Annotated in this window: 24 protein-coding genes; 16 read left to right on the top strand and 8 right to left on the bottom strand. The window is 67.7% G+C overall.

The features are described 5' to 3' along the window. Positions 1 to 30: 30 nt before the first annotated feature. Positions 31 to 906 carry a phosphotransferase enzyme family protein gene (locus ACFT2C_RS05405; RefSeq protein WP_377205985.1) on the bottom strand — a complete coding sequence of 292 codons (876 nt, stop codon included), beginning with the start codon at positions 904 to 906 and terminating at the stop codon, positions 31 to 33. After that, positions 903 to 2,255, bottom strand: coding sequence for a hypothetical protein (locus ACFT2C_RS05400; RefSeq protein WP_377205984.1), 1,353 nt, complete (start codon positions 2,253 to 2,255; stop codon positions 903 to 905). The genes ACFT2C_RS05405 and ACFT2C_RS05400 overlap by 4 nt, the downstream gene beginning before the upstream one ends. A 316-nt stretch (positions 2,256 to 2,571) precedes the next feature. Here ACFT2C_RS05400 and tmk point away from each other — a divergent pair, with 316 nt between their 5' ends. The 6 genes from tmk (at position 2,572) to ACFT2C_RS05370 (ending at position 9,682) form a co-directional block, all read left to right on the top strand. Further along, the gene (gene tmk, locus ACFT2C_RS05395; RefSeq protein WP_377205983.1) at positions 2,572 to 3,210 is read left to right on the top strand and encodes a dTMP kinase; all 639 of its coding nucleotides are present in this window, start codon (positions 2,572 to 2,574) and stop codon (positions 3,208 to 3,210) included. Positions 3,211 to 3,591: 381 nt separating this feature from the next. After that, the gene (gene fxlM, locus ACFT2C_RS05390; RefSeq protein WP_377205982.1) at positions 3,592 to 4,818 is read left to right on the top strand and encodes a methyltransferase, FxLD system; all 1,227 of its coding nucleotides are present in this window, start codon (positions 3,592 to 3,594) and stop codon (positions 4,816 to 4,818) included. Positions 4,819 to 4,831: 13 nt separating this feature from the next. Beyond that, positions 4,832 to 4,987: a hypothetical protein gene (locus ACFT2C_RS05385; protein ID WP_377205981.1), complete on the top strand. Its 156-nt coding sequence runs from the start codon at positions 4,832 to 4,834 to the stop codon at positions 4,985 to 4,987. Positions 4,988 to 5,055: 68 nt separating this feature from the next. Further along, positions 5,056 to 7,833 carry a lantibiotic dehydratase gene (locus ACFT2C_RS05380; protein ID WP_377205980.1) on the top strand — a complete coding sequence of 926 codons (2,778 nt, stop codon included), beginning with the start codon at positions 5,056 to 5,058 and terminating at the stop codon, positions 7,831 to 7,833. Continuing rightward, positions 7,830 to 8,903, top strand: a complete 1,074-nt coding sequence (locus ACFT2C_RS05375) for a lanthionine synthetase C family protein (RefSeq protein ID WP_377205979.1) — start codon at positions 7,830 to 7,832, stop codon at positions 8,901 to 8,903. The genes ACFT2C_RS05380 and ACFT2C_RS05375 overlap by 4 nt, the downstream gene beginning before the upstream one ends. A 14-nt stretch (positions 8,904 to 8,917) precedes the next feature. After that, positions 8,918 to 9,682: a thiopeptide-type bacteriocin biosynthesis protein gene (locus ACFT2C_RS05370; protein WP_377205978.1), complete on the top strand. Its 765-nt coding sequence runs from the start codon at positions 8,918 to 8,920 to the stop codon at positions 9,680 to 9,682. A 42-nt stretch (positions 9,683 to 9,724) separates the two neighbouring features. Here ACFT2C_RS05370 and ACFT2C_RS05365 read toward each other — a convergent pair whose 3' ends face one another. From ACFT2C_RS05365 to ACFT2C_RS05345, 5 genes are all read right to left on the bottom strand, one after another. Continuing rightward, entirely contained in the window at positions 9,725 to 10,468 is a 744-nt protein-coding gene (locus tag ACFT2C_RS05365) for a transposase family protein (RefSeq protein ID WP_377205977.1), read from the bottom strand. 204 nt (positions 10,469 to 10,672) lie between these two features. Continuing rightward, the gene (locus ACFT2C_RS05360; protein ID WP_377205976.1) at positions 10,673 to 11,059 is read right to left on the bottom strand and encodes a hypothetical protein; all 387 of its coding nucleotides are present in this window, start codon (positions 11,057 to 11,059) and stop codon (positions 10,673 to 10,675) included. 1,262 nt (positions 11,060 to 12,321) lie between these two features. After that, the gene (locus ACFT2C_RS05355) at positions 12,322 to 12,804 is read right to left on the bottom strand and encodes a hypothetical protein (RefSeq protein ID WP_377205975.1); all 483 of its coding nucleotides are present in this window, start codon (positions 12,802 to 12,804) and stop codon (positions 12,322 to 12,324) included. 421 nt (positions 12,805 to 13,225) lie between these two features. Then, a complete protein-coding gene (locus ACFT2C_RS05350) occupies positions 13,226 to 13,546 on the bottom strand; it encodes an integrase core domain-containing protein (protein ID WP_377205974.1) in 321 nt (106 codons plus the stop codon). Beyond that, the gene (locus tag ACFT2C_RS05345; RefSeq protein WP_377205973.1) at positions 13,531 to 13,809 is read right to left on the bottom strand and encodes a transposase family protein; all 279 of its coding nucleotides are present in this window, start codon (positions 13,807 to 13,809) and stop codon (positions 13,531 to 13,533) included. Before ACFT2C_RS05345 ends, ACFT2C_RS05350 begins: the two co-directional genes overlap by 16 nt. Before the next feature lie 394 nt (positions 13,810 to 14,203). Between ACFT2C_RS05345 and ACFT2C_RS05340 the strand changes: the two genes are divergently transcribed. The 4 genes from ACFT2C_RS05340 to ACFT2C_RS05325 all read left to right on the top strand — a co-directional run bounded on the left by ACFT2C_RS05340 (position 14,204) and on the right by ACFT2C_RS05325 (position 17,109). Next, positions 14,204 to 14,578: a hypothetical protein gene (locus ACFT2C_RS05340; RefSeq protein WP_377205972.1), complete on the top strand. Its 375-nt coding sequence runs from the start codon at positions 14,204 to 14,206 to the stop codon at positions 14,576 to 14,578. A 64-nt stretch (positions 14,579 to 14,642) separates the two neighbouring features. Next, positions 14,643 to 15,020: a divalent-cation tolerance protein CutA gene (gene cutA, locus ACFT2C_RS05335; protein WP_377205971.1), complete on the top strand. Its 378-nt coding sequence runs from the start codon at positions 14,643 to 14,645 to the stop codon at positions 15,018 to 15,020. 23 nt (positions 15,021 to 15,043) lie between these two features. Then, complete coding sequence (locus ACFT2C_RS05330; protein ID WP_377205970.1) at positions 15,044 to 16,090, top strand: helix-turn-helix domain-containing protein; 1,047 nt, start codon at positions 15,044 to 15,046, stop codon at positions 16,088 to 16,090. Beyond that, the gene (locus ACFT2C_RS05325; RefSeq protein ID WP_377205969.1) at positions 16,087 to 17,109 is read left to right on the top strand and encodes a helix-turn-helix domain-containing protein; all 1,023 of its coding nucleotides are present in this window, start codon (positions 16,087 to 16,089) and stop codon (positions 17,107 to 17,109) included. Before ACFT2C_RS05330 ends, ACFT2C_RS05325 begins: the two co-directional genes overlap by 4 nt. Positions 17,110 to 17,188: 79 nt before the next feature. On the opposite strand, the gene ACFT2C_RS05320 is transcribed toward ACFT2C_RS05325, so the two are convergent. Beyond that, the gene (locus ACFT2C_RS05320; RefSeq protein ID WP_377205968.1) at positions 17,189 to 17,914 is read right to left on the bottom strand and encodes a GntR family transcriptional regulator; all 726 of its coding nucleotides are present in this window, start codon (positions 17,912 to 17,914) and stop codon (positions 17,189 to 17,191) included. A gap of 538 nt (positions 17,915 to 18,452) precedes the next feature. On the opposite strand from ACFT2C_RS05320, the gene ACFT2C_RS05315 reads away from it, so the two are divergent. The 6 genes from ACFT2C_RS05315 (at position 18,453) to ACFT2C_RS05290 (ending at position 22,054) form a co-directional block, all read left to right on the top strand. Beyond that, on the top strand, positions 18,453 to 18,797 hold the full coding sequence (locus ACFT2C_RS05315) for a hypothetical protein (protein WP_377205967.1): 345 nt from the start codon (positions 18,453 to 18,455) through the stop codon (positions 18,795 to 18,797). Continuing rightward, a complete protein-coding gene (locus ACFT2C_RS05310) occupies positions 18,794 to 19,618 on the top strand; it encodes an HAD family hydrolase (protein WP_377205966.1) in 825 nt (274 codons plus the stop codon). Before ACFT2C_RS05315 ends, ACFT2C_RS05310 begins: the two co-directional genes overlap by 4 nt. A gap of 39 nt (positions 19,619 to 19,657) precedes the next feature. After that, entirely contained in the window at positions 19,658 to 20,695 is a 1,038-nt protein-coding gene (locus tag ACFT2C_RS05305; RefSeq protein ID WP_377205965.1) for a protein-L-isoaspartate O-methyltransferase, read from the top strand. 203 nt (positions 20,696 to 20,898) lie between these two features. Beyond that, positions 20,899 to 21,216 (top strand): hypothetical protein, encoded by a 318-nt coding sequence (locus tag ACFT2C_RS05300; protein WP_377205964.1) that lies wholly within the window; start codon positions 20,899 to 20,901, stop codon positions 21,214 to 21,216. Beyond that, on the top strand, positions 21,213 to 21,575 hold the full coding sequence (locus tag ACFT2C_RS05295) for a hypothetical protein (RefSeq protein WP_377205963.1): 363 nt from the start codon (positions 21,213 to 21,215) through the stop codon (positions 21,573 to 21,575). The genes ACFT2C_RS05300 and ACFT2C_RS05295 overlap by 4 nt, the downstream gene beginning before the upstream one ends. Next, positions 21,575 to 22,054 (top strand): hypothetical protein, encoded by a 480-nt coding sequence (locus ACFT2C_RS05290; RefSeq protein ID WP_377205962.1) that lies wholly within the window; start codon positions 21,575 to 21,577, stop codon positions 22,052 to 22,054. The genes ACFT2C_RS05295 and ACFT2C_RS05290 overlap by 1 nt, the downstream gene beginning before the upstream one ends. Positions 22,055 to 22,134: the final 80 nt, after the last annotated feature.

Raw genomic sequence — 22,134 nt, 5'->3', positions numbered from 1 at the left:
TGACCAGGCGATACTCGACCCGCGCCCGGGTCATTCGATAGGTTTCCAGCGCCAGGGTCGAGGGCCGTTCCGGCCGCGCAGGCTGTCCACGCGGAGCTGGGCGTCGTCGCGAAGGTTGGAACGGCTTTGTGCGACGTAGGCGGCGAAGCACGTCACCCGCAGTTCCCGGATGTCGCGGAAAAGTTCGAAGCCTGCCCATTGGGTGACATCGAATCCGTACGCATCGCAGTATTCGGCGTAGGTTGCCGCCGAGAGCGTGCCGAAGCTGGTCAGTCGGCAGGCGGTGGACGTCAGGTCCCACTCCGGAGGTCCGACGGAACAACGTTCAAGGTCCATCAGTGTGACGCCCTGCCCATCGACGTCGACGACGTTGCCGGCCCATGCGTCGCCGTGGATCACCGCCTCGGGCAGTCCCGCTGGTCGTTCCGCCCAACGAGTCTTGAGGTCCGCGAGCTGACCGAGCAGCCAGCCGCGGTCGTCGTCGGGCAGCCATTGCGCTCCGGTGGCACGTTCGTGGAGGCGGACAAACGGCGCGACCTTGTCTCGCGCGAGCTGGTCCGGGACGGGAAGAGCGTGGAGTTGCCTGAGCGCCTGCGCGACCTGCTGGGGCGTTCCCGGTCGGTGTGGCGGTAGCTCGTGCCAAAACGTCACCGGGTGGTCGAAGGCAACAACGGGCTGCGTTACGGCGAGGAGCTCGACGGCGCGCACGCCGTTGTCGTTGAGCCAGCGGCCGAGGAAGACCTCGCGGGCCGCGACCTTCTGCTGGCCCGGCTTGTTGATGCGGACGACGATCTTGCCGGGCAGCCTGTAGATCTGGTTCTCACCGTCCCGAAGCAGTTCCGCGCCAGCCGAGGGGATCTCGACCTGCGCGCATGCGTCGTCGAGTATCCGATCTGCCAGGCTCATGCGGCGGTGCCGACGGTCTGCAGCGTGGCGAGCATCGCGGCGACGTCGTCCCGCTTCTGGTGGCGCGCCGCGGGCGAGGCGATCTCCAGCGCCGTGCGCCGCACGCGCTGCGACCGGACACCGGCCGCGTCGCGTACCGCGTCTTCGGCGAACTGAACAGCTTGATGCGGGTCTCCGGTATGCATTGTCAGGGCCGCGAGCTTGAACCCAGAGAAAGCGCGAGACCGGATGTAAGTGTCGGGGTGCTCGGCGACGGCGGTCGCGAACCGGCGCGTGGCCTCCTCGACGTGGATACCGTGGACGGCGAGCTCGTAGAGGGCGTGCCCCGTGTCGCCAGAATGCTGGGCGTGGTCGTAGTACGCCATCCAGGGAACGTCGTTTGCGGGATCTGCGCCGGCGAATGCCTCGTCGGCTTCCCCGATCGCGCGGAATGTTGCCTGCACGTCGCCGAGCCGACCGTGGGCGCGCGCAACCGCTGTGTGCAGCATCGCCCGCTCCGTCGCGGTCAGGCGATCACCACGCACCAGGCCGAGCTGTGCGAAGGTCATGCCCGCATCGACGTCGCCGATCCAGACCGCTTGGCGCGCCCGCCACGACAAGGCCTTTGCACGGAGGTTCCAGTCCTTGCTGTCTTCCGCGCATGCGGTCGCGAACGCCAGGATCCGCTCGGACAGCTGATGCTGATGCGCATCGAAAAGCAGCGACCCCGTAGCTACACCGAGCTGCCCGACAGCCCTTAGCAGCTGGGACTTGAGTCGCGGCGGGCAAGGAGTCTTGAGCAGGTCGACAGCGCGGGACATCTCGACAGAGACGGCACGTCCGATCTCGTGCCCACCATGGACATGCGCCCAGGACGTGAAGAAGTCACCGACGGAACTCAGCTGAGCGATGTCCGCCTCGGTGACAACCCGAGCTGGTGCGAGCCGGTCGAGCTCGTGCGCAAACTCGTCCATGGACGCGCTCATGCCTGCGATGGTTAGCGTCTGCAGGAACTGGCGTCGATTCACGTGATCGATCAAGCCTTCCGGGGCAGTGCCCTCGCGGGCAGATGCCGCCGAGCGTGTCGGGTCGGTGCTCTTCCCACGTCGCGTCCGGAAGAACCCGAGGTCGGCATCTGACTCGACGCCCAGGACGGCACGAAGCCCGTCGCGATACATGGCGCGGGGCCATCTGAGCTGCCCGCGCTCGTATCGGGCGAGGGTGTCGACGTCGAGGTGGCATTCCTCGCCGGTCGTTGTCCAGATGTACTGGTTCACCGCAGCAGCAAGCTCTGCGCGTGTCATGGGCAAACCGCTGCCCGACGGCGACGGCATCGCTTCCCTGAGCCGACGCAAGTGCTCGTTGGCCACGAGTTCCCCCTCTCGCGCTTCCCATGAAGATGAAGGCCAACGCTCAGAATAGCGACCGGCGTCAGGCGCCGGGAGGCATAGCTCCAGAATGCCGGATCGGGTCGCTCAGAATGCCCTCCCCGGCAGGGGCGAATCGACGCACAGTGGCCGTGCGCGTGTGCCGATCCGGCTTGCGTCGACATTCAGCTGCGTCCACGAAGGAGGCACTCATGCAGGTCTCCGTTCGGCTGCTCGTGCCCGACCGCCCCGCTCATCATCCTGAGCACAACCAAGAGGTGGCTGGACACGAAGCGGCCACGACCCCACATGGCCTGCCATGAGCACGCCGATCAGCACGGGATTGTTCGTCGCGGTCGACGGGCCGAGCGGCGTGGGCAAGTCCACGCTTACCCGGGCGCTCACCATCCGTCTGGCTGACGACGGCCACACAGTGCACCGGACGGCTGAACCCTCAGACGGGCCTATCGGCTCGCTCGCACGTGCAATGACGAACACCGCGGACGGCGTCACTCTCGCTTGCCTCTATACCGCCGACCGGCATCATCACCTCGCCCACGAGATCGACCCGCGCCTCGCTGCCGGAGCGATTGTGATCACCGACCGGTACATCGCGTCGGGCCTGGTCATGCAACGTCTGGACAGCGTGGATCCCGTCTACCTCCGCGCCCTCAACGAGCCGGTCCGTGCGCCTGACCTCCTTCTCGCCCTCACAGCGGACGACGACGTCATTCGAAGGCGCTTGACCCGACGCGGGACGCACAACCGATACCAGGACCAACGCGCCTCCAGCCAGGAAGAGGCTGCGTACCACCAGGAGGCCGCCCAGCACATCGCCGGCCAGGGCGCACTCGTGCAGACCATCGACACCACGCACCTGACCACCGACGCCGTGGTCGCCCTCGCACACAAATACGTACGCGACGCACTCGCCGCACGCGGAGGCGTCGCCGCATGATCCTCAGCAGGGCGACATCCGGCCTCGTCTGGCTGGGGCCAGTGATTCCGATTCGGCGCCAGTCGTTCGCGCGAAACGGTCCAGCATCGTGCGCCCGCCTCCTGGGGCCGCGCGATCGGCTATACCGTGCTGGCCAGGAGCGACCACAACCGCCTGACGCAGTCACAAACGTCGCCAAGTACCGGAACGAGCCGATCAAGCGCACGCTCCGGGAGCACCAAGAGGTCCCAGGTGCGTCCGCACTTCGAGACCTGATGGTCGAGCAAAGCCGCGCGGTGGAGGAGCACGAACGCCGGACCGTCTGTTAGCAGGTCGTCCGCGCGGAAATCCACAGGCCGGCCGATTCGTGGCGGTCTTCAACACCTTGAAGGGATACCAGGGATGAGCGTAAGCACCGTAGGCAGCCAAGACCTTCGCAACGCGTTGGTCGACCAGTTGGCCGCCGATCACCGGGGGAAAGGGCTAATGCTGCGCCCGGACGTGGAGGCGGCGATGCGGACCGTTCCTCGCGAGCTGTTCACACCGGGACTTCCGGTGGAGCGGGCGTACGAGAACAAGACCATCATCACCAAGCAGCTCCCGACGGGCGAGAACATCAGTTCAGTGTCGGCGCCATATCTGATCGCGGAGATGCTGGGCCAGGGCGCCGATGCGCTCGGATCCCTGGACGGACGCGATGTCCTGGAGATCGGATCCGGGGGATACAACGCCGCGCTCCTGCGCGAGCTCGTCGGCCCTTCCGGATCGGTCGTCACGGTCGACATCGACCGCGAGATCACCGACCGGGCATCAGCCTGCCTGAGCGCGGCGGGCTACAACGACATCACGGTGGTGCGCGCGGACGCCGAGCACCCCATCGAAGAGGGCCGCCACTACGACCTGATTATCGTCACGGTTGGTGCGTGGGACATTCCGCCGGCCTGGCGCGACCAGCTGACCGACGACGGCGTACTTGTCGTGCCGCTGCGGATGTACGGCACCACCCGGTCTTGGGCGCTACGCCGCTCGGGTGACCGCCTGACCAGTGTCAGCCATCGCTTGTGCGGGTTCGTCGCCATGCAAGGAGACGGAGCGAATGCCACCCGCTACATCGATCTCGCCGAAGGTGTCCATCTGCGGCTGGACGAAGGTGAGCAGGTCGATGTGGCCTCTCTGCAGGGCATCCTGGACCAGCCTCGCGTGGAGGCCTGGGCCGGGGTGAGCTTGCCGCCCCGCACCGTTCTGTCGGACCTGGACACCTGGCTGGCGATCCGCCAGGGCGCGCAGAACGTGCTGTTGTCGGCACAGGACGCTGCCATCGCCGCTGGAGTTGTCGCGCCGGGGTGGCAGCACGGCTCCCCGGCAACCCTGGCGGGCCGTACGTTCGCCTACCGGTCGGAGCTTCGCTGGACCGACAAGCACTTCGACCTCGGCTCCTACGCTCACGGCCCCGATGCCGGAGCCGCGGCCGAACACATGGTTGGGCAGATGCGTGCCTGGGTCGAGGCGGGCTGCCCCGCCCCCTCCCTGGACGTTCTTCCCGCAACGACCCCGGACGCCGATCTGCCGGACGGGGCGATTCTGGGCAAGCGGCACAGCCGCCTCGTCCTTTCCTTCACCAACCACTAGAACGGAGCCTCCCATGAACCTTGTCCTGAACCTTCGCCTGGTCGACGCCGGGCCCGGCACCAGCGCCTACGCCACCAACACCGACGACGACTGCGGGTCGGGCAACACCGGATCCGACGCCTGCACCGGCGGAAAGACCGCCGTCGGCACCAACCGCGGGAACCAGTGACATCCGTCCGCTGATCGGGCCCGGCCTCTCCCAGGCCGGGCCCGCGTCATCTCACCGACTCTTGGAGCGTGGATCGGCACGTGTTCCACAACGCGGACGCGGCTCTCATCAGGGCCGCCGCCTACCCCTCAAACCTGGTTCTGCCGGCCTGGCCGGACCTGACCACCGACCAGCCCGACCAGCCCGACCACTGGATCGACTGGCTGTCACAGGTGTGGGAGCTGCCGGAGTTCTCCGCCGCCGTCACCCAGGCAGCCCCCGACCTGGCCGCGCGCATCGTCGCGACGCTCTCTGACGACCCGATCACGACCCGCAGGCTCCGTCGCCTGACCGAGACAGTCCTTCGTTACCTGCTGCGGTGGACGACTCGCGCGACACCCTTCGGCCGCTTCGCGGGCATCGCGCCGGTCACCTTCGGCCCCCACGCGGCAGTGGCCTGGGGTTACAACCACCACGACGCTGCCCGCCCCGACGACCGACACATCACGGAGCACGTTGCTGCAGCAGAACAGGACCTTGCCGCGCTCCGCGCAGCCTGGGTGGTCACGAACGCCCTCGGATACGTCCGAGGCGAGGTATGGGTGCTGCCGAGTTCCCGCGCCGGGAACGATCGGATGTGGGACGTCGAGATCGACCTGACGGAGCCAGTACGGGTTGCGGTCGAGGCTGCGCGCGTGCCGCTCGCCTTCGCGGACCTGGCCGCCGCGACCGCCGAGAAGCTCGCCTCAAGCCGTGGCGATGTCGAGCTGCTGCTGGCGGCCCTGGTGCGCGAGGGCGTGCTGGTCTCGCACCTTCGGCCGCCGATGACCAGCGTCGACCCGGCTGCCCATCTCGCACTCCACGGCGTGATCTCCGCTCCCGGGGACCGGGTCACGGTCGACCGGCGGATCGACTGTGCCGTGACGCTGCCGCTCGCCGTCGTCCGCGAAGCACAAGAAGCCGCCGACACGCTCACCGTCATCGCTCCTCGGCTGCCCGGCTGGGACGCCTACCATGCGGCGTTCCTCGACCGGTGGGGACCGGGCGCGGCCGTACCGCTACGCGACGTCCTTGCCGTACTGGGCTTTCCACACGGCTACCGCGGCGCGCCTCGCCCGGCGCCGCTACCGTTCACGGCCGCCGACTCCCTGCTCGTGAGTCTTGCTCAGCAGTCCGCGCTGGATGACTGCGCCGAGGTGGTCCTGGACAACGACCTGCTTGGGCAGCTCACCGTGCAGGACGACCGACCGCCGATCCCGCACACAGAACTACGCTTCACCCTCGCCGCCGATACCGTCACCGACCTGGACCGGGGCAAGTTCACCTTGACCGTGGTGAGCGGTGCCCGCCACGCCGGCGTCGCCGCAGCGCGCTTCCTGCACCTGCTTGGTCCGGCCGAGCAGGACCGGTTCCAGACCGTCTATGAAGGCCTGCCTACCGTGATGCCCGGCGCGCAGCTCGTGCAGCTGTCCGCGCCCCCGCTGGAAATCCGCCTGGCGACCCTTGCCCGCACCTCGGAGCTCCTGCCCGTCCTGCCTGTGGGCGACTTTCACTCCGACCCCGCATACACGGTCGACGACCTCGCAGTGGCGGGCGACGCCCGCCGCTTGTGGCTGGTGTCCCGCACGACCGGTCAGGTGATCGAACCGCTGCTGGTCAACGCTGTTCTGCTCGCGGCCGCCCAGCAGCCCCTGGTCCGGTTCCTCACCGAGATCTGGACAGCCTGGAACGCGCCATGCACACCGTTCAGGTGGGGGTACGCGAGCACTCTGCCGTTCCTGCCCAGGATCCGAAGAGGTCGCTCCGTCCTGCACCCTGCCCGCTGGGCCGTCGCGAGCACGTCCCTGCCCACGCGGGGCGCAGCGTGGACCCGGTGGCACGACGGCTGGCAGCAGCACCGGGACCGCCACCGGATCCCTCGGCACGTGCTGCTCGGCGACGACGACGTCAGGCTCCGGCTCGACCTGGACCAGAACGCCCACCTCGCCCTCCTGCGCAGTCACCTCGACCGGAATCCGAGCGCGATCCTCACCGAGGCGCCCGGCCCGTCCGGCTGGATCGGCGGCAGGCCGGCCGAACTTCTCCTCACCCTCACCAGCACACCACCAGCGCATCAGCCGGCCGCCCGACCGACCAGGCCCGCCAACACGCTCCAGCACCGGCCCGGCACTGCGCAGTGGCTGGAAGCCCGCTTCCAAGGCCCAACCGAACCCATCCTCAGCCACTTCGCCCGCACCGGGCTGCCCCGCGGCTCCTGGTTCATCCGCTACCCCCACCCGGCCCACCACCTGCGGGTCCGAGTCCCGCTCGCCGACGTCACGTACGCCGAAGCCGCTCACACCCTTGCCGGGCACGCCGCACAGCTCCACGACGACGGCGTCCTGGTCGACTACACCCTGAACACCTATCGACCTGAGACCCGGTACGGCACCGGCCGAGCCCTGGCCGCAGCTGAAGCCGTGTTCGCTGCGGACTCCCACGCCGTCCTGCGCCGCCTGCCTGGAGACCGGCAAGCGTCGACCGCCGCCGGGATGCTCGCTATCGCGCACGCTTTCACCGGCGATGGTCCCCGCTGGCTCGCGGATCATGCACCCCACCACGGCGGCCCCCGTCTGGAACGCGCCCAGCTCGCCGCAGCCAGCCAGCCCCACGGCGACCAGCGCCTCATCGACGCCATCGCGGCCTACCGGTCACTGATCGACCACGACGACCTCGACGTCGACTGGGTCCTGGCCGACCTGCTGCACATGCACCATGCCCGGATGATCGGCGTCGACCTGGAGTCAGAACGACACTGCCTGCGCCTGGCCCGATCCCTCGCACTGACCGATCTTGCCCTGACCGACGCTGCCCGGAGAACCTCATGACGACCGGACAGTCGCTCGCCGAAGGAGCGGCCGGGGTCGCCCTGCTGCACCTGGAGACCGGTGACCGGATGGCGGCGTTCACGGCGCTGGAGGAAGCTGCCGCCGACGGTGTCACCATCGCCGACAACGCGAGCCTCTACTACGGTTCTCCCGCCTTCGGCTTCGTCCTCGCCACGAGCTCATGGCCAGAGCTAGCTCGCGCCCGCGCGGTCGCCGCCGACGGCACCGCAGCCGTCACCCGCCGGAAGCTGGAGGCTGCAAATCGGCGGATCGACCAACGCCGTCGTCCCGACTACGCCGAGTACGACCTGATCCGCGGCCTGACCGGCCTGGGTGTAGCCCTGCGGCGCATCGGCAACCTCGACCTGCTCCATGACGTCCTCACCTACCTGGTACGCCTCACTGAACCAATGGGGTCGCTTCCTGGCTGGTGGTGTCGCAACGGGCCGAGCCGCGACCAGCCCGACCCCGCCGGCGGGCACAGCAACCACGGTCTCGCCCACGGCATCACCGGTCCGCTGTCACTCCTGGCCCTGACCCACCTCGACGGCCTCCATGTCGACGGCCAGACCGACGCCATCAGCAGGGTCCTGTCCTGGCTCGACATCTGGGAACAGCAGACCATCGCCGGCTCGGTTTGGTGGCCGCAGACTCTCATCCGCACCGACCTCGAACGCGGCGCCCTCGTCCAGCGCGGGCCGGGCCGTCCGTCCTGGTGTTACGGCACCCCTGGTATCGCCCGTGCCCTGCAGCTCGCCGCCCGGGCAGTCGGCGACACCGCCCGACAACGTCGCGTCGAGACCGCATTCACCGCCTGCATCAGCGATCCCGCACAGACCGGACGCTTCATCGATAGAGGGCTGTGCCACGGAACCGCCGGCCTCCTGGCTACCAGCCGGCGGATCGCCGCCGACGCACTCGCACCGATCTCCCTTGAGCACCTTCAGACCCTCCACCACACCACCGCCACGGCCAACGAACCAGCGGGACTACTCGACGGCCGCGCAGGTGCCGAGCTGGCCGTCACCGGAACCACAACCGCTTGGGACGCATTGCTCCTGCTCTGCTGATGAAGGAATCTGCTATGGATCAGACCGCCTGGAGACAGGTCACAATCGACTACCCTCGCGCGGACCGGGAACAGCGCGAACACCAAGCCATTACGCACCTGGCCGGTGTCTTGCCCGCCGCTGAATCCGACGGACTCATCACCGCCTGGTTCTTCATCCGCAAAGGGCGATGGCGTATTCGCTATCTCCTCGCCAGTCCATCCGACCTCGACCCCGTCCGTCCACTCCTGACCAGCGGAGTCGCCTGGACCAGCGACATCTACGAACCGGAAACCCACGCCTTCGGCGGCGCCGGCGGCATGGACGCGGCCCATGCTCTCTTCCATGGCGACAGCCGAAATCTCCTCACCTACCTCAAGGACCACGCGGGCGAGCGACAAGAACGGTCCCTGGTGCTGTTCACCGCTCTGATGCGCGCTGCCGGACTGGAGCTCAACGAACAAGGCGACGTCTGGGCCAAGGTCGCCGAGCAACGCACCGAACTGCCTGCCCAACCACCCGGCCCTGAGGCTTGGGCGTCCTACACCAGCGGTGTACGCCACCTCCTGCTCGGAGAAGCCCGCGCCGATCTTGTGGGCTGCGACTGGCTCTCCACCTACGAAGAGACTGGCCGCACCCTCCGATTACTCCGCGACAGCGGGAACCTCACACGCGGGATACGTACGATCATCGCTCTACACGTGATCTTCGCGTGGAACCGGCTCGGCCTTTCGGCGACCACACAGGCACAATTGGCAAAGTCGGCCACGCAAGCGGTTTTCAGTGACGAAACCGACTGACGGGAGTGCCCGCTACAGCAGCTACTCGGCTTAGAGCGTTATTCACGTGGCCAGTCGGTAGAACTCCAGGTTGGCGATCACGTGGATGATGGTTGGTAGTTCGGTCAGTCGTCCGCGGTAGCCGTTCGAAAGGATGCGCCACTGCTTGAGGAGCGCGATCGCCCGCTCGACGGGGGCGCGGAAGCTGGCGATGGCACGGTTGAAGTGGACGTCCTCGGCGGGCCGGGGTTCGTTCGCCGGCTTGGGGCGGGCGGCCCATTCGGTATGGGCGCCGTAGGCGGAGTCGGCTACGACCGCCAGGTCCGGGTTCTGGTGGCGGGCGTGCGCGATCTGGTCGGCCCAGCCCACCAGGCGCAGGGCTGCGGAGTCGTGGCGTCGGCCGGGCACCGGTGCGGAAACAGCCGCCAGCGTGCCGTCGGGCCACGCGGCGACCTGCACGTTCAGGGCCTGCTTGCGGTGCTTGCCGTTGAAGTTCTCCTTCCCCGTGGCCGTGCGGTTGCCGGTCGGGATCGGTGTTCCGTCGACCAGGACGACGCCGGAGGTGAGCGCGTCAGCGAGGTGAGTGCGGTCCATCATCGTGACCATCCCCAGGATCGGCAGCAGGTAGCGGTAGACCCTTGAGACCGTGGCCTGGGAGACGCCGTACAGATCGCCGGTGAGCTGCTGGGCGAGGTTGTGCCGCACCAGGATCAGGATCATCACGACCGCCTGGCCGAACGGCAGCGTGAAGTCGTACCGCTCGCCGGGGCGGCGGCCCTGGTGGACGTCCCATGCGCGGGCGATCAACTCGGTCGTCTGGGCAGGGCTCAGCCCGCAAGTACTCTGGTAGCGCATCGGCCCTTCGATCGGCTCGGAACCTGGCGTAGACAACCTGGATCCAACCGGACGCGAGGGCCGTTGCGCTACCTGCCGAACCTTGACCCCGACCCGCAACGCCGCAGGTCAGCGCCTCACCACCTCATGGACGCGCCCACGCCGCTGAACAACGCTCTAAGTCTCGAAGTCCTCGCGGGGAGCGCCATAGTTGCGGCCCTCGAGAAGCACGACCACTTCAAATTCGTCTAGGCCGTCGACGACGAGCGGCGCGGGCAGGTCCTCAACAACCGCTGGCATCCCCGCTTGTGTGGTCCCGATTCTGCGAATCTCACGGACGGCCTGGTGGACGGTCTCTGCTACCTCAGTACCCTTCACGCCTCGACACCAATCTAAAGGCATATCATCGGCGGCGACCGTTGGCAATGTCAGAAGCGCTCCGGCCTCGGAAACGAACGGGGGTTGTTCGAGCGATTCGTCGATCGGGGTTGTGTCGCTGCTCACGAACACACCCCATGTTTCGAGTAGCTTGGCCATTGCTCCTTCCCAGAAGTTCTGAGACATGCCGCCACTCGAATATGAAATGTCGAAGTAGTGTGCCGATAGCGCGCGGAACATCAGGGCGTAGCGGAGACGAGCTGACACGATCGCTGCACGCGATGACCAATCCTGCGGTCTCCAGGTCGCCCATCCAGACTTAGCATGAAAAATGGCTGTGCGAAGGTTCACGTACAACTCGCGATGAATGGCATTGTAGGTTGCCTTCTTGGATACTGGCGCATATCTAGTCAAGTCGACGGTCTGGTCCACGGTGCGCAGCGCCCGCTTAAGCCACGCACTGTCACCCTCTGATGTGGCCAAAGAGCTCCTGCGCACTCCGAGAATGCCTCGCAGTATTCTACGTGGGTTAAACCGGCCGTACTCTGGGCTTGCACTACCGCGCCTCGCGGGAGGAACGACTTCGCTCAGTAGGGACTCCAGTGCAAGGTATAGGTTTCGAAACGAGTCGTAAAGGTCCGAAGAAGACTCCGATACGCGGTAGTAACGGAGACACTCATGCCACGCCTTTGGTGGCGCTGGTGTCTGCACTACAATGTTTCCTTCGGAGTCACGCACCTCACCGGATACGCTGAACCGGGCGGTAGTCTGTGCCCTCGTTAATATCCGGAGTGTGCGACCGCGCTCCGATGTCCATCCCGCGATGTACGCGCTGTCCTTTTGGGCCAGCATTAACGGGCGCCCACCTTGACCAAAGTAGACATCAATGCAGCGGTTCGCTGCGGCGTGCGCATTTTCGTGCACTGCCTGAAAACTGCTCCCTCGACAGTTCCGCACGACGATGTATCTACTGCTGGCCGGGATCACAACCTCGGAGCCGTCTTCTGATGGGTATATGAACTCCCGGTCCGAATCGGATGCTAGTTGGAATACTCCGAAGCTGCCAGCACCCAAGTCCACACCGCCGAAGCTAGCCATTGCCACTTGCCTCCCGACGTGCGGGCGAATGCGACGGGCAAACGATTGGTTCATAGAACGTGCTATCGAAGTCACGGCTCATGTTCGGAGTCTGCCAGACGTCGCGATGCATGGTACAGACTCCATCGAAGTGATCCATGGTCGTCATCCTTCCAAGGATGGAGGGCTGCTGCCGAATTGACCTCTATCAGATCAAGGGCGCCGCTCCGCGGCGCCGGGCGGGGCCGCGGCAGGGTCCCCCGCGCTCCGGGCGCTGCGCGCCCTGCGCGCACCCCCACCGCGGCCCGCTAGGCATCAGACTTAATCACAGGTGCGGGCTGGTCGACCGGACTGCATAGCCGGGCGTTCCTTCACTCGCTGTTCTCGTCAAGTCCCAACCCTCGCAGAAACAGCCGGGCCGTTTCCTGAGACATGGTAATCGCACGCCCTGGCGGCAATTTGATCCTCTCCCCGGTCTTCAGGTCGATTATCTCGACTTGATCGGGAATCGTTGGCGAAGAGGCGGGCATTGTGCGAAGAACCCGGGCATAGCGTACGAAATTATCGTTCGGAATGATCGCAGTGACATAGTCACCAGACTCCGGCGCAGGCAGATCCGGAAGCACCCGAGTCTCTAAGAATCTCTTTGCTGATATTCGAGACAGTCTCCGCTCGGTCAGCCAACTCTCCATTATGATCCTGAGATCGGCTGCGGAAAGAGGTCGCCAGATCCCGACCTCTTTTGAGGCCGCGGCAAACTCCCTGACGCGTCGCGCATGAGTTCTTTCGCGCCCGAACTGGATGAGGCCATACCAGCCGCCGCCTGCAATGAACAGGAACGCCAGCCATCCCACTATTGGATGCGTGGCACCTCCGAGCCAGAACCCAACGACTGCGCCAACAACTAGCGAAATGAATACCATATGGTTACCCCCGGTCTGCTGCTGTTCGGCGGTCGCTGAAAGCTCTGAGCCCGTGGCTAGGTGGCCTCGCGGAGCAGATTTACGACGACCTCGTCGGCTGCGTGGGACCGTGCCCGTGCCGCGAGACCCCAGTCACGGTTCTTCGACTTGAGCGGCAGGTCGTCAAAATCGACCGGTACGCCGACCATGCTTCGTCCAACTCTTGGAGCGCAGCGCTCAACTGATTCTCCGTCCATCAATCGAGCATGCGCCATGCGTGCGGCACCAGCGATACGTGGCCGGGTGATCTTCCTCTTCACCACCCGAACGCCCACCAACTCCTTGTCAAGCCCCGGGTTTGATGGAGAGTGATTTAGTTGGTTTCTGCCGTCGCCAGGACCGGGTTGGTCTGGGTGTGTGATGCCGTGCTGGTGTCGTGGGTGGAATGGTTGCGGTCGTGGTGGGCGGCTTCGTGGTCGGCGGGCTGTTCGGGGCGGCTGGTCCAGTAGGCGGCCTCGTGCTCGGCGGGCGGGACGTGCCCGAGCTCGCCGTGGAGCCGCCGCTCGTTGTACCAGTCGACCCATTCCGCGATCGCGAGCTCGAGGTCGTCGATCCCGCGCCACGGGCCGATCCGGCGCCGGGCGGGGCCACGGACGAGTTCGGCCTTGAACAGCGAGTTCAGTGCCTCGGCCATCGCGTTGTCGTAGCTGTCTCCCTTCGAGCCGACCGACGCGACCGCGTCGGCCTCGTGACCATCCCCAGGATCGGCAGCAGGTAGCGGTAGACCCTTGAGACCGTGGCCTGGGAGACGCCGTACAGATCGCCGGTGAGCTGCTGGGCGAGGTTGTGCCGCACCAGGATCAGGATCATCACGACCGCCTGGCCGAACGGCAGCGTGAAGTCGTACCGCTCGCCGGGGCGGCGGCCCTGGTGGACGTCCCATGCGCGGGCGATCAACTCGGTCGTCTGGGCAGGGCTCAGCCCGCAAGTACTCTGGTAGCGCATCGGCCCTTCGATCGGCTCGGAACCTGGCGTAGACAACCTGGATCCAACCGGACGCGAGGGCCGTTGCGCTACCTGCCGAACCTTGACCCCGACCCGCAACGCCGCAGGTCAGCGCCTCACCACCTCATGGACGCGCCCACGCCGCTGAATAACGCTCTTAGAGAATTGCGGAATCAGCCAAAGGGACACTCTTCGCCAGGAAGTTCGTTTAGGCGGACCCTCGACAGCGCCCAGAGCGTGGCCGCTGAATACGGACTGGCTCACCAGCTGCGCAGCATCGAGGGCATCTGCACCGCCAGCCAAGGGCTACCCGCCCGCGCACAGTGAACCAGGGAGACGGACAAAGGTGACCGACCATCAGCAGCCCCTCAGCGGCGAACAGTGGCACGCGACCGAGCTGATCTGGGACTACCACCAGATGCACCACACCGTGCGGCCGACGGACGCAGCCATTGGCCTGGGCAGTCACGACCTCGGAGTCGCCGCCTACTCCGCCGAGCTTTACCGGGCGGGCCTGTTCCCCGTCCTGGTGTTCAGCGGCGGCAACAGCCCGACCACAGAGGCACGCTTCCCGCGAGGTGAGGCCGTCCACGACAGCGAGCACGCCCTTGATTCACCAGCAGACTCATCGCCGCCTGATGCACCACCGAGGCCTGACTGGTACGCACGCTCCGGCCACCCGACCGGGCGCGGCATGAACCGCCCAATCGCAGCGACTTGAGGCCGCCGCTGCTCGCTTCTTTCATCGTCACCGACAGATCCATTCCAGCCGTAGGGTCGCGTGCATGACTGCTGATGTGGAGTTCTGCCAGGTCGTGACGATGTACCAGGAGCGCGATTTGGCCGACGCGCTGGCGGAGTTGCTGGTTGCTCGGCGTCTGGCGGCGAGCGTGCACGTCGAGGGTCCCGTCACGGCTCGTTTCTGGTGGGACGGCGCTGTTCAGACCGTCGAGGAGTGGCGGGTGACCTGCAAGACGACCGTGGACCGCTACGACGAGATCGAAGCGTTGATCAACACAAAGGAGCACCACCCGTACGACTTGCCGGAAGTGCTGGCGGTACCGGTGCTGGCCGGATCGGACCGGTACCTGGCGTGGATCGCCGCTGAGACCCGCACTGCCGGCACGCCTTTCGGAGAGGGCAACACCAGCGCGGGGGCGTGACGTCACTCAACGATCGAGCGATCATGAGCAAGGCAGTCATCGACGGGGTGAGGCTGATGGCACGGTATGTGGACCCGCGGTTCCCGGAGCAGATGCGCACACTGCGGCATGCCCGTGGGCTGTCCCTGAAGGGCTTGTACCGGCTCGCGCACGTGTCGGTTTCGGCGCTATCGGAGTACGAGACCGGGCGCCGGCGCCCGTCGGCCGAGATGGCCCGGACCCTCGACCTCGCTCTGGACGCCGGCGGGCAGCTGGCCGCCATGGTGGTCGAGACACCCCATGCGACCACAGCCGAGGAAGCCAGTGAAGCAGCGGACCGGGTAGCGCACGCGATGAGCGCCCCACGGGTGATCGATGCCCGGGCGGTCGATGCGCTCGCGGCAGCGCTGGCTGCGCACCGGCGGGCCGACGACGACGCCGACCCCGTTCTGCTGCTGCCTGCGGTCAGGGCTGGGCAGGCTCAGGTGCAGCGTCTGGCGGCCGAGGCGCGTGGACCGCACGCACGTGCGCTGCGAGTCGTGGCCGCTGAGTGGACCCAGTTCACCGGGTGGTTGCATGCCCAGGCCCGGCAGGACGCCGAGGCGGTGCGGTTGCTGACCGAGTCCGCCATCCAGGCTGTCCAGCTCAGCGTGCCGAACCTCGCCTGCCAAGCCTGGGGTTTTCGCGGCTACCTCGAACGCCAGCGCGGTGTGCCGGCTCGGATCACCAGAGCGTTCCAGACCGCCGCCGAGGTTCCCGGGGCTTCGCGTCTGCACCGTGTCGATGCGATGCTCAACACGATCCACGGGCTGGGTCTCATGGGCGAGAAGCGTCAGGCACTCGACCTGCTAGGTCAGGCCAACGATATGACCACGAGCGCGGGTGCGGACGAGGTCGACCCGGCGTCCTACTGGCTGACCCCGGCGTGGCTGCGGATCCCGATGGGCATGGCGTATCTCGGTCTGGACCGCGCCGGCGACGCGGCGCAGAACCTGCGCGCAGGCTTGGAGGCGTTGCCCGCTGGCTGGCAGGGAGCGGAGTGGGCCACCGAGTACCGCGACGCCCTGGTCCGAGCCGAGGCCGCCGCATGAAGCAGCCCGTCGATCCGCGGTTCGGTGCCGAGCTGCGAAGGCTCCGTGAGGCACGTGCGGTGTCGCTGCGTGACCTGTCCGCCGCCTCGCACCTGTCCAAGTCGCTGCTGTCGCTGTACGAGAACGGGGGCCGGGACCCGTCACCCGAGAACGCCGCCCACCTCGATCAGGTGTTGGAGGCTGGCGGGCGGCTGACTTCCCTCGGACTCGACCCGGTGCCGCGCGACGAACCGATGCTCGGCGACCTTGAGGCAGAACAGGCCGAGCGGATCGCTCATGCCGAGCGGGTACCCCGCGCACTGGATGGTGGGGCCGTGGCGTCGCTGGGTGGTGTCCTTGCCGCGCACCGCCGCCTGGACGACACAGTCCCCGCCGAGGTGCTGTGGCCGATCGCGAGCGCTCATCACCAGATGCTGGTCCGTGTGGCCGGCCAGGCTCGCGGACCGCACGTGCCGGCGCTTCAGCTGGTCGTGGCGGAGTCGCTCCAGTTCGTCGGGTGGTTGAGCGCGCAGCGCGGGCAGTACGAAGCAGCCGACCGGAGGTACGCGCAGTCCGCGGACCAGGCAGAGGAACTGGGCGCCGGCGGGCTCGCGTCCCAATCGCGTCGTTTCCGCGGGTCGCTCGCATGGGAGCAGGGCCGCCCGGTACAGATGGTGCGGCATTACCAGCATGCCGCTCAGACCCCGGGAGCCGGGATCCTGCACCGAATCGATGCCGAGCTACGGCACGCACACGGTCTGGCACTTCTCGGCGACCACGCCGGTGCTCTGCACGCGCTCCAGGTCGCCGATGACCTGACCACGGTTGCCGACGGCGCGGCACCAGACCCGTTCGCGTACTGGCTCACCAGCGCGTGGCTGCGGTTCCCGCTCGGCCTGGCGCACCTCGAGCTCGGCAGGGCCCAGGACGCGGCGGACAACCTTCGCTCCGGGCTGGCATTCCTGCCCGGCGAGCAGCGTGAGACACCCTGGACGGCGCAATACCGTGATGCGCTCGCCGCCGCGGAGGCTCGCGCCTGAGCCAAGCCGCCGGGAGCAACAGGCTCAGAAGCCACCGCGGGTAGCGCCAGGCAGACCACGCGATGGTAGACGTATGGGGTCAGTGGTCGGTCAGCGGTGTTGACCACTTCAGGACAGTCGACCCGTTGCAGACCTTGAGCGCCACCTCGATGACGCGGCCGTCGGTCAGGAACACCGTTCGGAGCACCTGGGTCACGATCACTGAGCCCGTGAGGCCGAGGGCTGTGCTCTCGGGCTCCGTGGCGAGCCGAGAGGTCACCTCCTCCAGCACGCGGTCCTGCGCGACCCCGAGCCGCTCGCTGGCCAGCTCCCGCGAGCCGCCCGTGGACACAGGCTCGGCCAGCTCCGGGGCAGCCTCGACGACATAGGCCGGGTAGTAGGACGAGGACAGGTGAACCGGTGATCCACCGCGCGTGACGAGGCGACGCCGCACCTGGACGGGAGACCCGGGCTCGACGTCGAGCCGTGAAGCGATCATCTCCTCGGCGCCGACCATACCGACCTCCACGATCCTGGAGGCCTCCCCCGTGGCCAGGGCCGTGCCCGTGACGGCATGGGTGCGCACGCGCATGGCGATGTTGTCGCTCCCGTAGTCCGTGACGACCGTACCGGCACCAGCATTGGCGCTGGTCAGACCCTCCTGCTTGAGAGTGGCGTACGCCTGCACGACGGTCCCGTTGGACACCCCCCAGTCCTGCATGACCTGTCGGATCGTCGGCAGGCGGTCCCCGGGGCGCATGGCCCCGTCCCGGATCTGCCCACGGAAGTGCTCGGCGATCTCCGCGTATCCCACAGCGTGCGTCATGCCGCCGATCCCTCATCTCTCCATCGGGTGTTCCACCCAGTCGCAACTTGCTCTAGGCCTGGGCACATCTTGGCACGTAGAGCATGCCGGACATCCGCCACCAGGATAACCGCCACAGGACTCCGGAACCAGAGCCCAACAATCGGCCCAACGCCTCGCTGAAACCGCCAAACCCATGGATCACCGGGCCGGTGGCAATCTCGCGCCTCCCCGATGTGGACAGCGAACCCCTCCCACAATCTTGCTCTGCATGATGATCTTGCTCCAGGAGCAACTGAAGCGACTGAGGGGAGCAATGATGACCACCCACGGTGCCGCCGGCCCGCCCGCAGTTGCGCGCCGGGGCTGTCCGGTTGCTGTCATGACCGCTTCGGCGGAGCTACGAACTCTGGGCTTGGCCGTCGTCTGGCGTCGAAGCAGCCGCGCAGCCGTGCCTCGTTCGCTACCTCGCTCCGTCAATCGCCCGACTGGTGACGCGCCGGAGAAACCGTCACCGGTCGGGTTCCCAGAGCCTCGACCAGACCCCAGGAGACCTGTGATGGGCAAGCCCTACTCACCTCCCGACCACCGCACAGCACCCGATCCCGATCCCGGGCCCGGAGACACCGCCTCGATCTTGGTCGCCCTCGACGCGGCGAGAGCAGCGCTCGTAGAGGTCGGCGCGGACCGCGTCGAGCTGCTGACGGCCACCGGCAGCGGGCGGGTATCGATCCAGCCGGCCCGCCTGGCCGACGGCGAGACCATCGCTAGGGATCTCGGCCTCGACTCGCCGCTGGACCACCGCATGGTGGATCCCGGATACACCCTCTGGTGCGGGGTGCGTGACGACTTGGAGTTCCAGGTCCGCGGTGTGCTCCGTCAGCCTCATGGGGAACTGCAGTGAACCGCCTCATGCCGCGCCTGGTCGCGCTCGACATCCAGGGCACCCTCCTGCAGGCCGGCACCACCGTCCCGGAGGTCACCGCCGCGGCCGTGGCCGCCGTCCGCAAGGCCGGCCACCACGTCGCCCTGACGACCGCGCGCCCGCTCATCGGTGCGCTGCCCGTGGCGCACAGCCTCGGTCTGGACGGCGCCTGGATCGTCGGGTCAAGCGGTGCCATCACCGCGTACGTGTCCCGGTCAGAGCCTGGCGGGTACCGCGTGCACGCGGCGCGCACGTTCGACGTCGACCCCGTCGCACACCTGGCCCGCACCCGCATACCCCGAGTGAAGATGGCCGTCGAACTGGCCGGCCGGGGATGGCGCGTCAACCAGGAGTTCGACCCCGGCCACCTCCAGGGACAACAGCACGTCGTGGCCCACCTGGAAGAGCTGTGGGCAACACCGGCTACCCGCATGGTCCTGTGCGCACCGGGCATCGGCACCCTCGTCGAGCCGCTGCGCCAGCTCGGCGTCACGCCGAGCGCCGCAGGCCTGGGGTGGGTCGACGTCACGCCGCGCGGTCCGTCCACGGCGTCCGCCCTGGAGACCATCCGGGCGCACCTCGACGTCCCGCCCAAGCGCACGGTGGCGATCGGTGACAGCTGGAGTGACGTGGGGATGCTGCAGTGGGCCGGCTACCCCGTCGCCATGGGGCAAGCGCCGACGGCAGTCAAGGCTCTGGCGAAGCACGTCACAGGCCCAGTCGGACGCCACGGGGCCGCGGACGCCCTGCGCGCGCTCCTGGATGCCGACGCGTCCCGGCCCGCCACCGTCCATGCCTGAGCCCGCATCCCACCTGTACGAGTACTGGAGCACTGCACGATGATCAGCACCCGGAGCACCATCGTGGGCAGCGACGCCGTCGCGGACGCTGCCCGGGCCGTCCCCCACGAGATCTACCTCGGACTCGACGGGGAGGCCGTCGAGCCCGTCGTCTCCCGCAGCACGACGTTGCAGGACCTGCGGTCCCTAGACCTGCGGCCCAATATGAGGGTCTTGCAGATCGGGACGGGGTCCGGCTACTCGGCCGCCCTCATGGCTCACATCGTCGGTCCCGGTGGTCACGTCCTGACCATCGATGACGACGAAGCCCGGTCCGTGCGTGCCCGGGAGCTGTTCGTCGCCCACAGGCACCGCGCGATCGCTGCGACGGGCAACGGCCTGGCCGGGCACCCCGGCCGTGCGCCGTATGACCGGATCGTGGTCGCCGGAACCCTGGCTGCGATCCCTGTCGCGTGGATCGACCAGCTCGCCCGGGGCGGGGTCCTGGTCACCGGGTGCACGGTCTCGGACCTGCCCGGTGCCTACGCCGTCGCGCACATCGTCAAGACCCTCGCAGACGACCTGCACGTCACCGTGCACGCCGGCCGGTACCCGCTGATGGGGTCACCCGTCGTCCCGTCCAGCGTCATGGTCGTAACAGCGACGGACGACTCCGGGTGCTACCTGGCCTCGGCCAGCGACGATCACCAGACCGCGGCCGACTTCCTGGCGATCCTGCGCGCCGGTACTGCAGAGCCTTGGCCCGGCGGACCTGGTGAGTTCCTCGACCTCAAGCACTGGTTGCTGGCGCGCCGCCCGGCCGGTCTGTTCACCGCCGTCACCGAGCACGGGGAAGGCATCGGGATCGGCGACCGAGCCCCCACCAGCTTCGGCCTGGCTGCCCGGCCCGAGGGCCCGCCGGAGGCCGTGATGATCACCCCCGCCCACCTTGTGGCTCACCCGCGGCAGTCGCCGATCTGGGCACGGTTCCTGGATCTGATGGACGACTGGCGGGCAGAAGGATCACGCGCCACGCACGAGCTCGACGCCGTCGTCCTGCGCGACGGCGACTCCTACCACGTCCGTCTCGACGACTGACACAACCCGAGACCGCTGACAACGCACTGACGGTGAGGATCCCGATGATCGAGATCGTGCTGGTCGCTTGGGTGCTCGCCGTGGCAGCCCTACTGGTATCGGCCGCCGTCATCTGGCGGCACTGATCACCACCTCCGGTGCACTCACGCACCCCGAGGCCAACCAAGGCTCGGACCCCGACCCACCCGACCGGGAGGCCTGCGATGCACAACGCGACAGACCAGATCGTGAGCGACTACCTCGACGACTTGGAGCACTTGCTCCAGCACGCCGACGCCGCGTCAGTGGCCGTCATGGCACCCACCGAGCTGGAACGGACGATCTGCGCGCTCCTGGTCAACCACACCCCCCGACGGCTGGGGTTGCTGCCGCCGCTGCACCACCAGGTGGGCGTGGCGGAGGTCGTCGTGGCGCCGGGTGTGTGGCCATACCGGGCGTGGCAGACCGCCCACCAGCGCCTCGTCACGGCTGCCCCGGCCCACCCGACCGAACCCATCGTGGCCATCGGCGGCCCGCGATGACCCCCACGACCGACACAGTCACCCGCACGACGACCAGGACCCCGGTCGGTCCGGAGGGGCGGGACTTCGGGTGGGAGAAGGCCGTCATCTCCCACTGGTGCGGCGTCCAAATTCTCGACATCGACGTCGGGAACACAGTCCGTGCCTTCGGACCCAACACCGTCGCGATCATCGAGATCATCCTCACGGCGGGCACGACTCGTGACGCCCAAGCGCTGGCCGGGCTGCTCGACCTCCCACCGACACCGTCTGATCCGGCCGTGGCCTGGCAGAGCTGGACCGGGTGGGTCTCGGCCCTGTCCGCACAACAACCCGTGCTCGTCACCGTGACCGCACCCACCTCGCATCAGGAGGCGTGATGACGCGTTACCACACCCTGCACGCCCCTGCCGCGGGTGTCCGCCTGGCTTGGCCGTCGGCCACCACGATCGTGATCGACCCGGGCACGGACGAGCGCGCCCGGACCCGCAACCTGGCCCGCGAGCGCAATCTGCTTGCAGGTGCGGTCCTGCTGTCGGTGGCCGGTCTGGTGATCCTGCAGCGTTCCCAGCCGCACGACCGGCCTTGGACCCTGGCCACAGGTCTGCTCCTGGGTGCGCTCGCCTGCGCCGCGGCCCGTCCTGGCCGCCGGGTGGTGCCTCCTGCTCTCGTCGACCTGCTCGAACCTCTGCGAGCCGTTGACCCGGCTCGCCCGGCCGAGATCCACCGCCTGGTGTGGGCAGCCGCCGTCCTGATCGGAATCAGCGAGACCAGCGACGACATGCCGGCCTGTCCAGGCTGCGCGGACCGTGTCGAGCAGATCCACGCCCAGCTGCGCGAACTGACCCTGTCCGGGTGAGCCGTCGGGCCTGGTTCGCGTCCCGCCAGAACCCCGGTGGGGTCTGCTCGCCCGATGCGTCGGGGGCGCGGCCACACATT

Source organism: Promicromonospora sp. NPDC057138, from assembly GCF_042670845.1.
In the GTDB taxonomy this organism is placed as follows: Bacteria; Actinomycetota; Actinomycetes; order Actinomycetales; family Cellulomonadaceae; genus Promicromonospora.
Note: the sequence above shows the minus strand (reverse complement) of the source record. Positions and strands in the feature narration are given on the sequence as shown.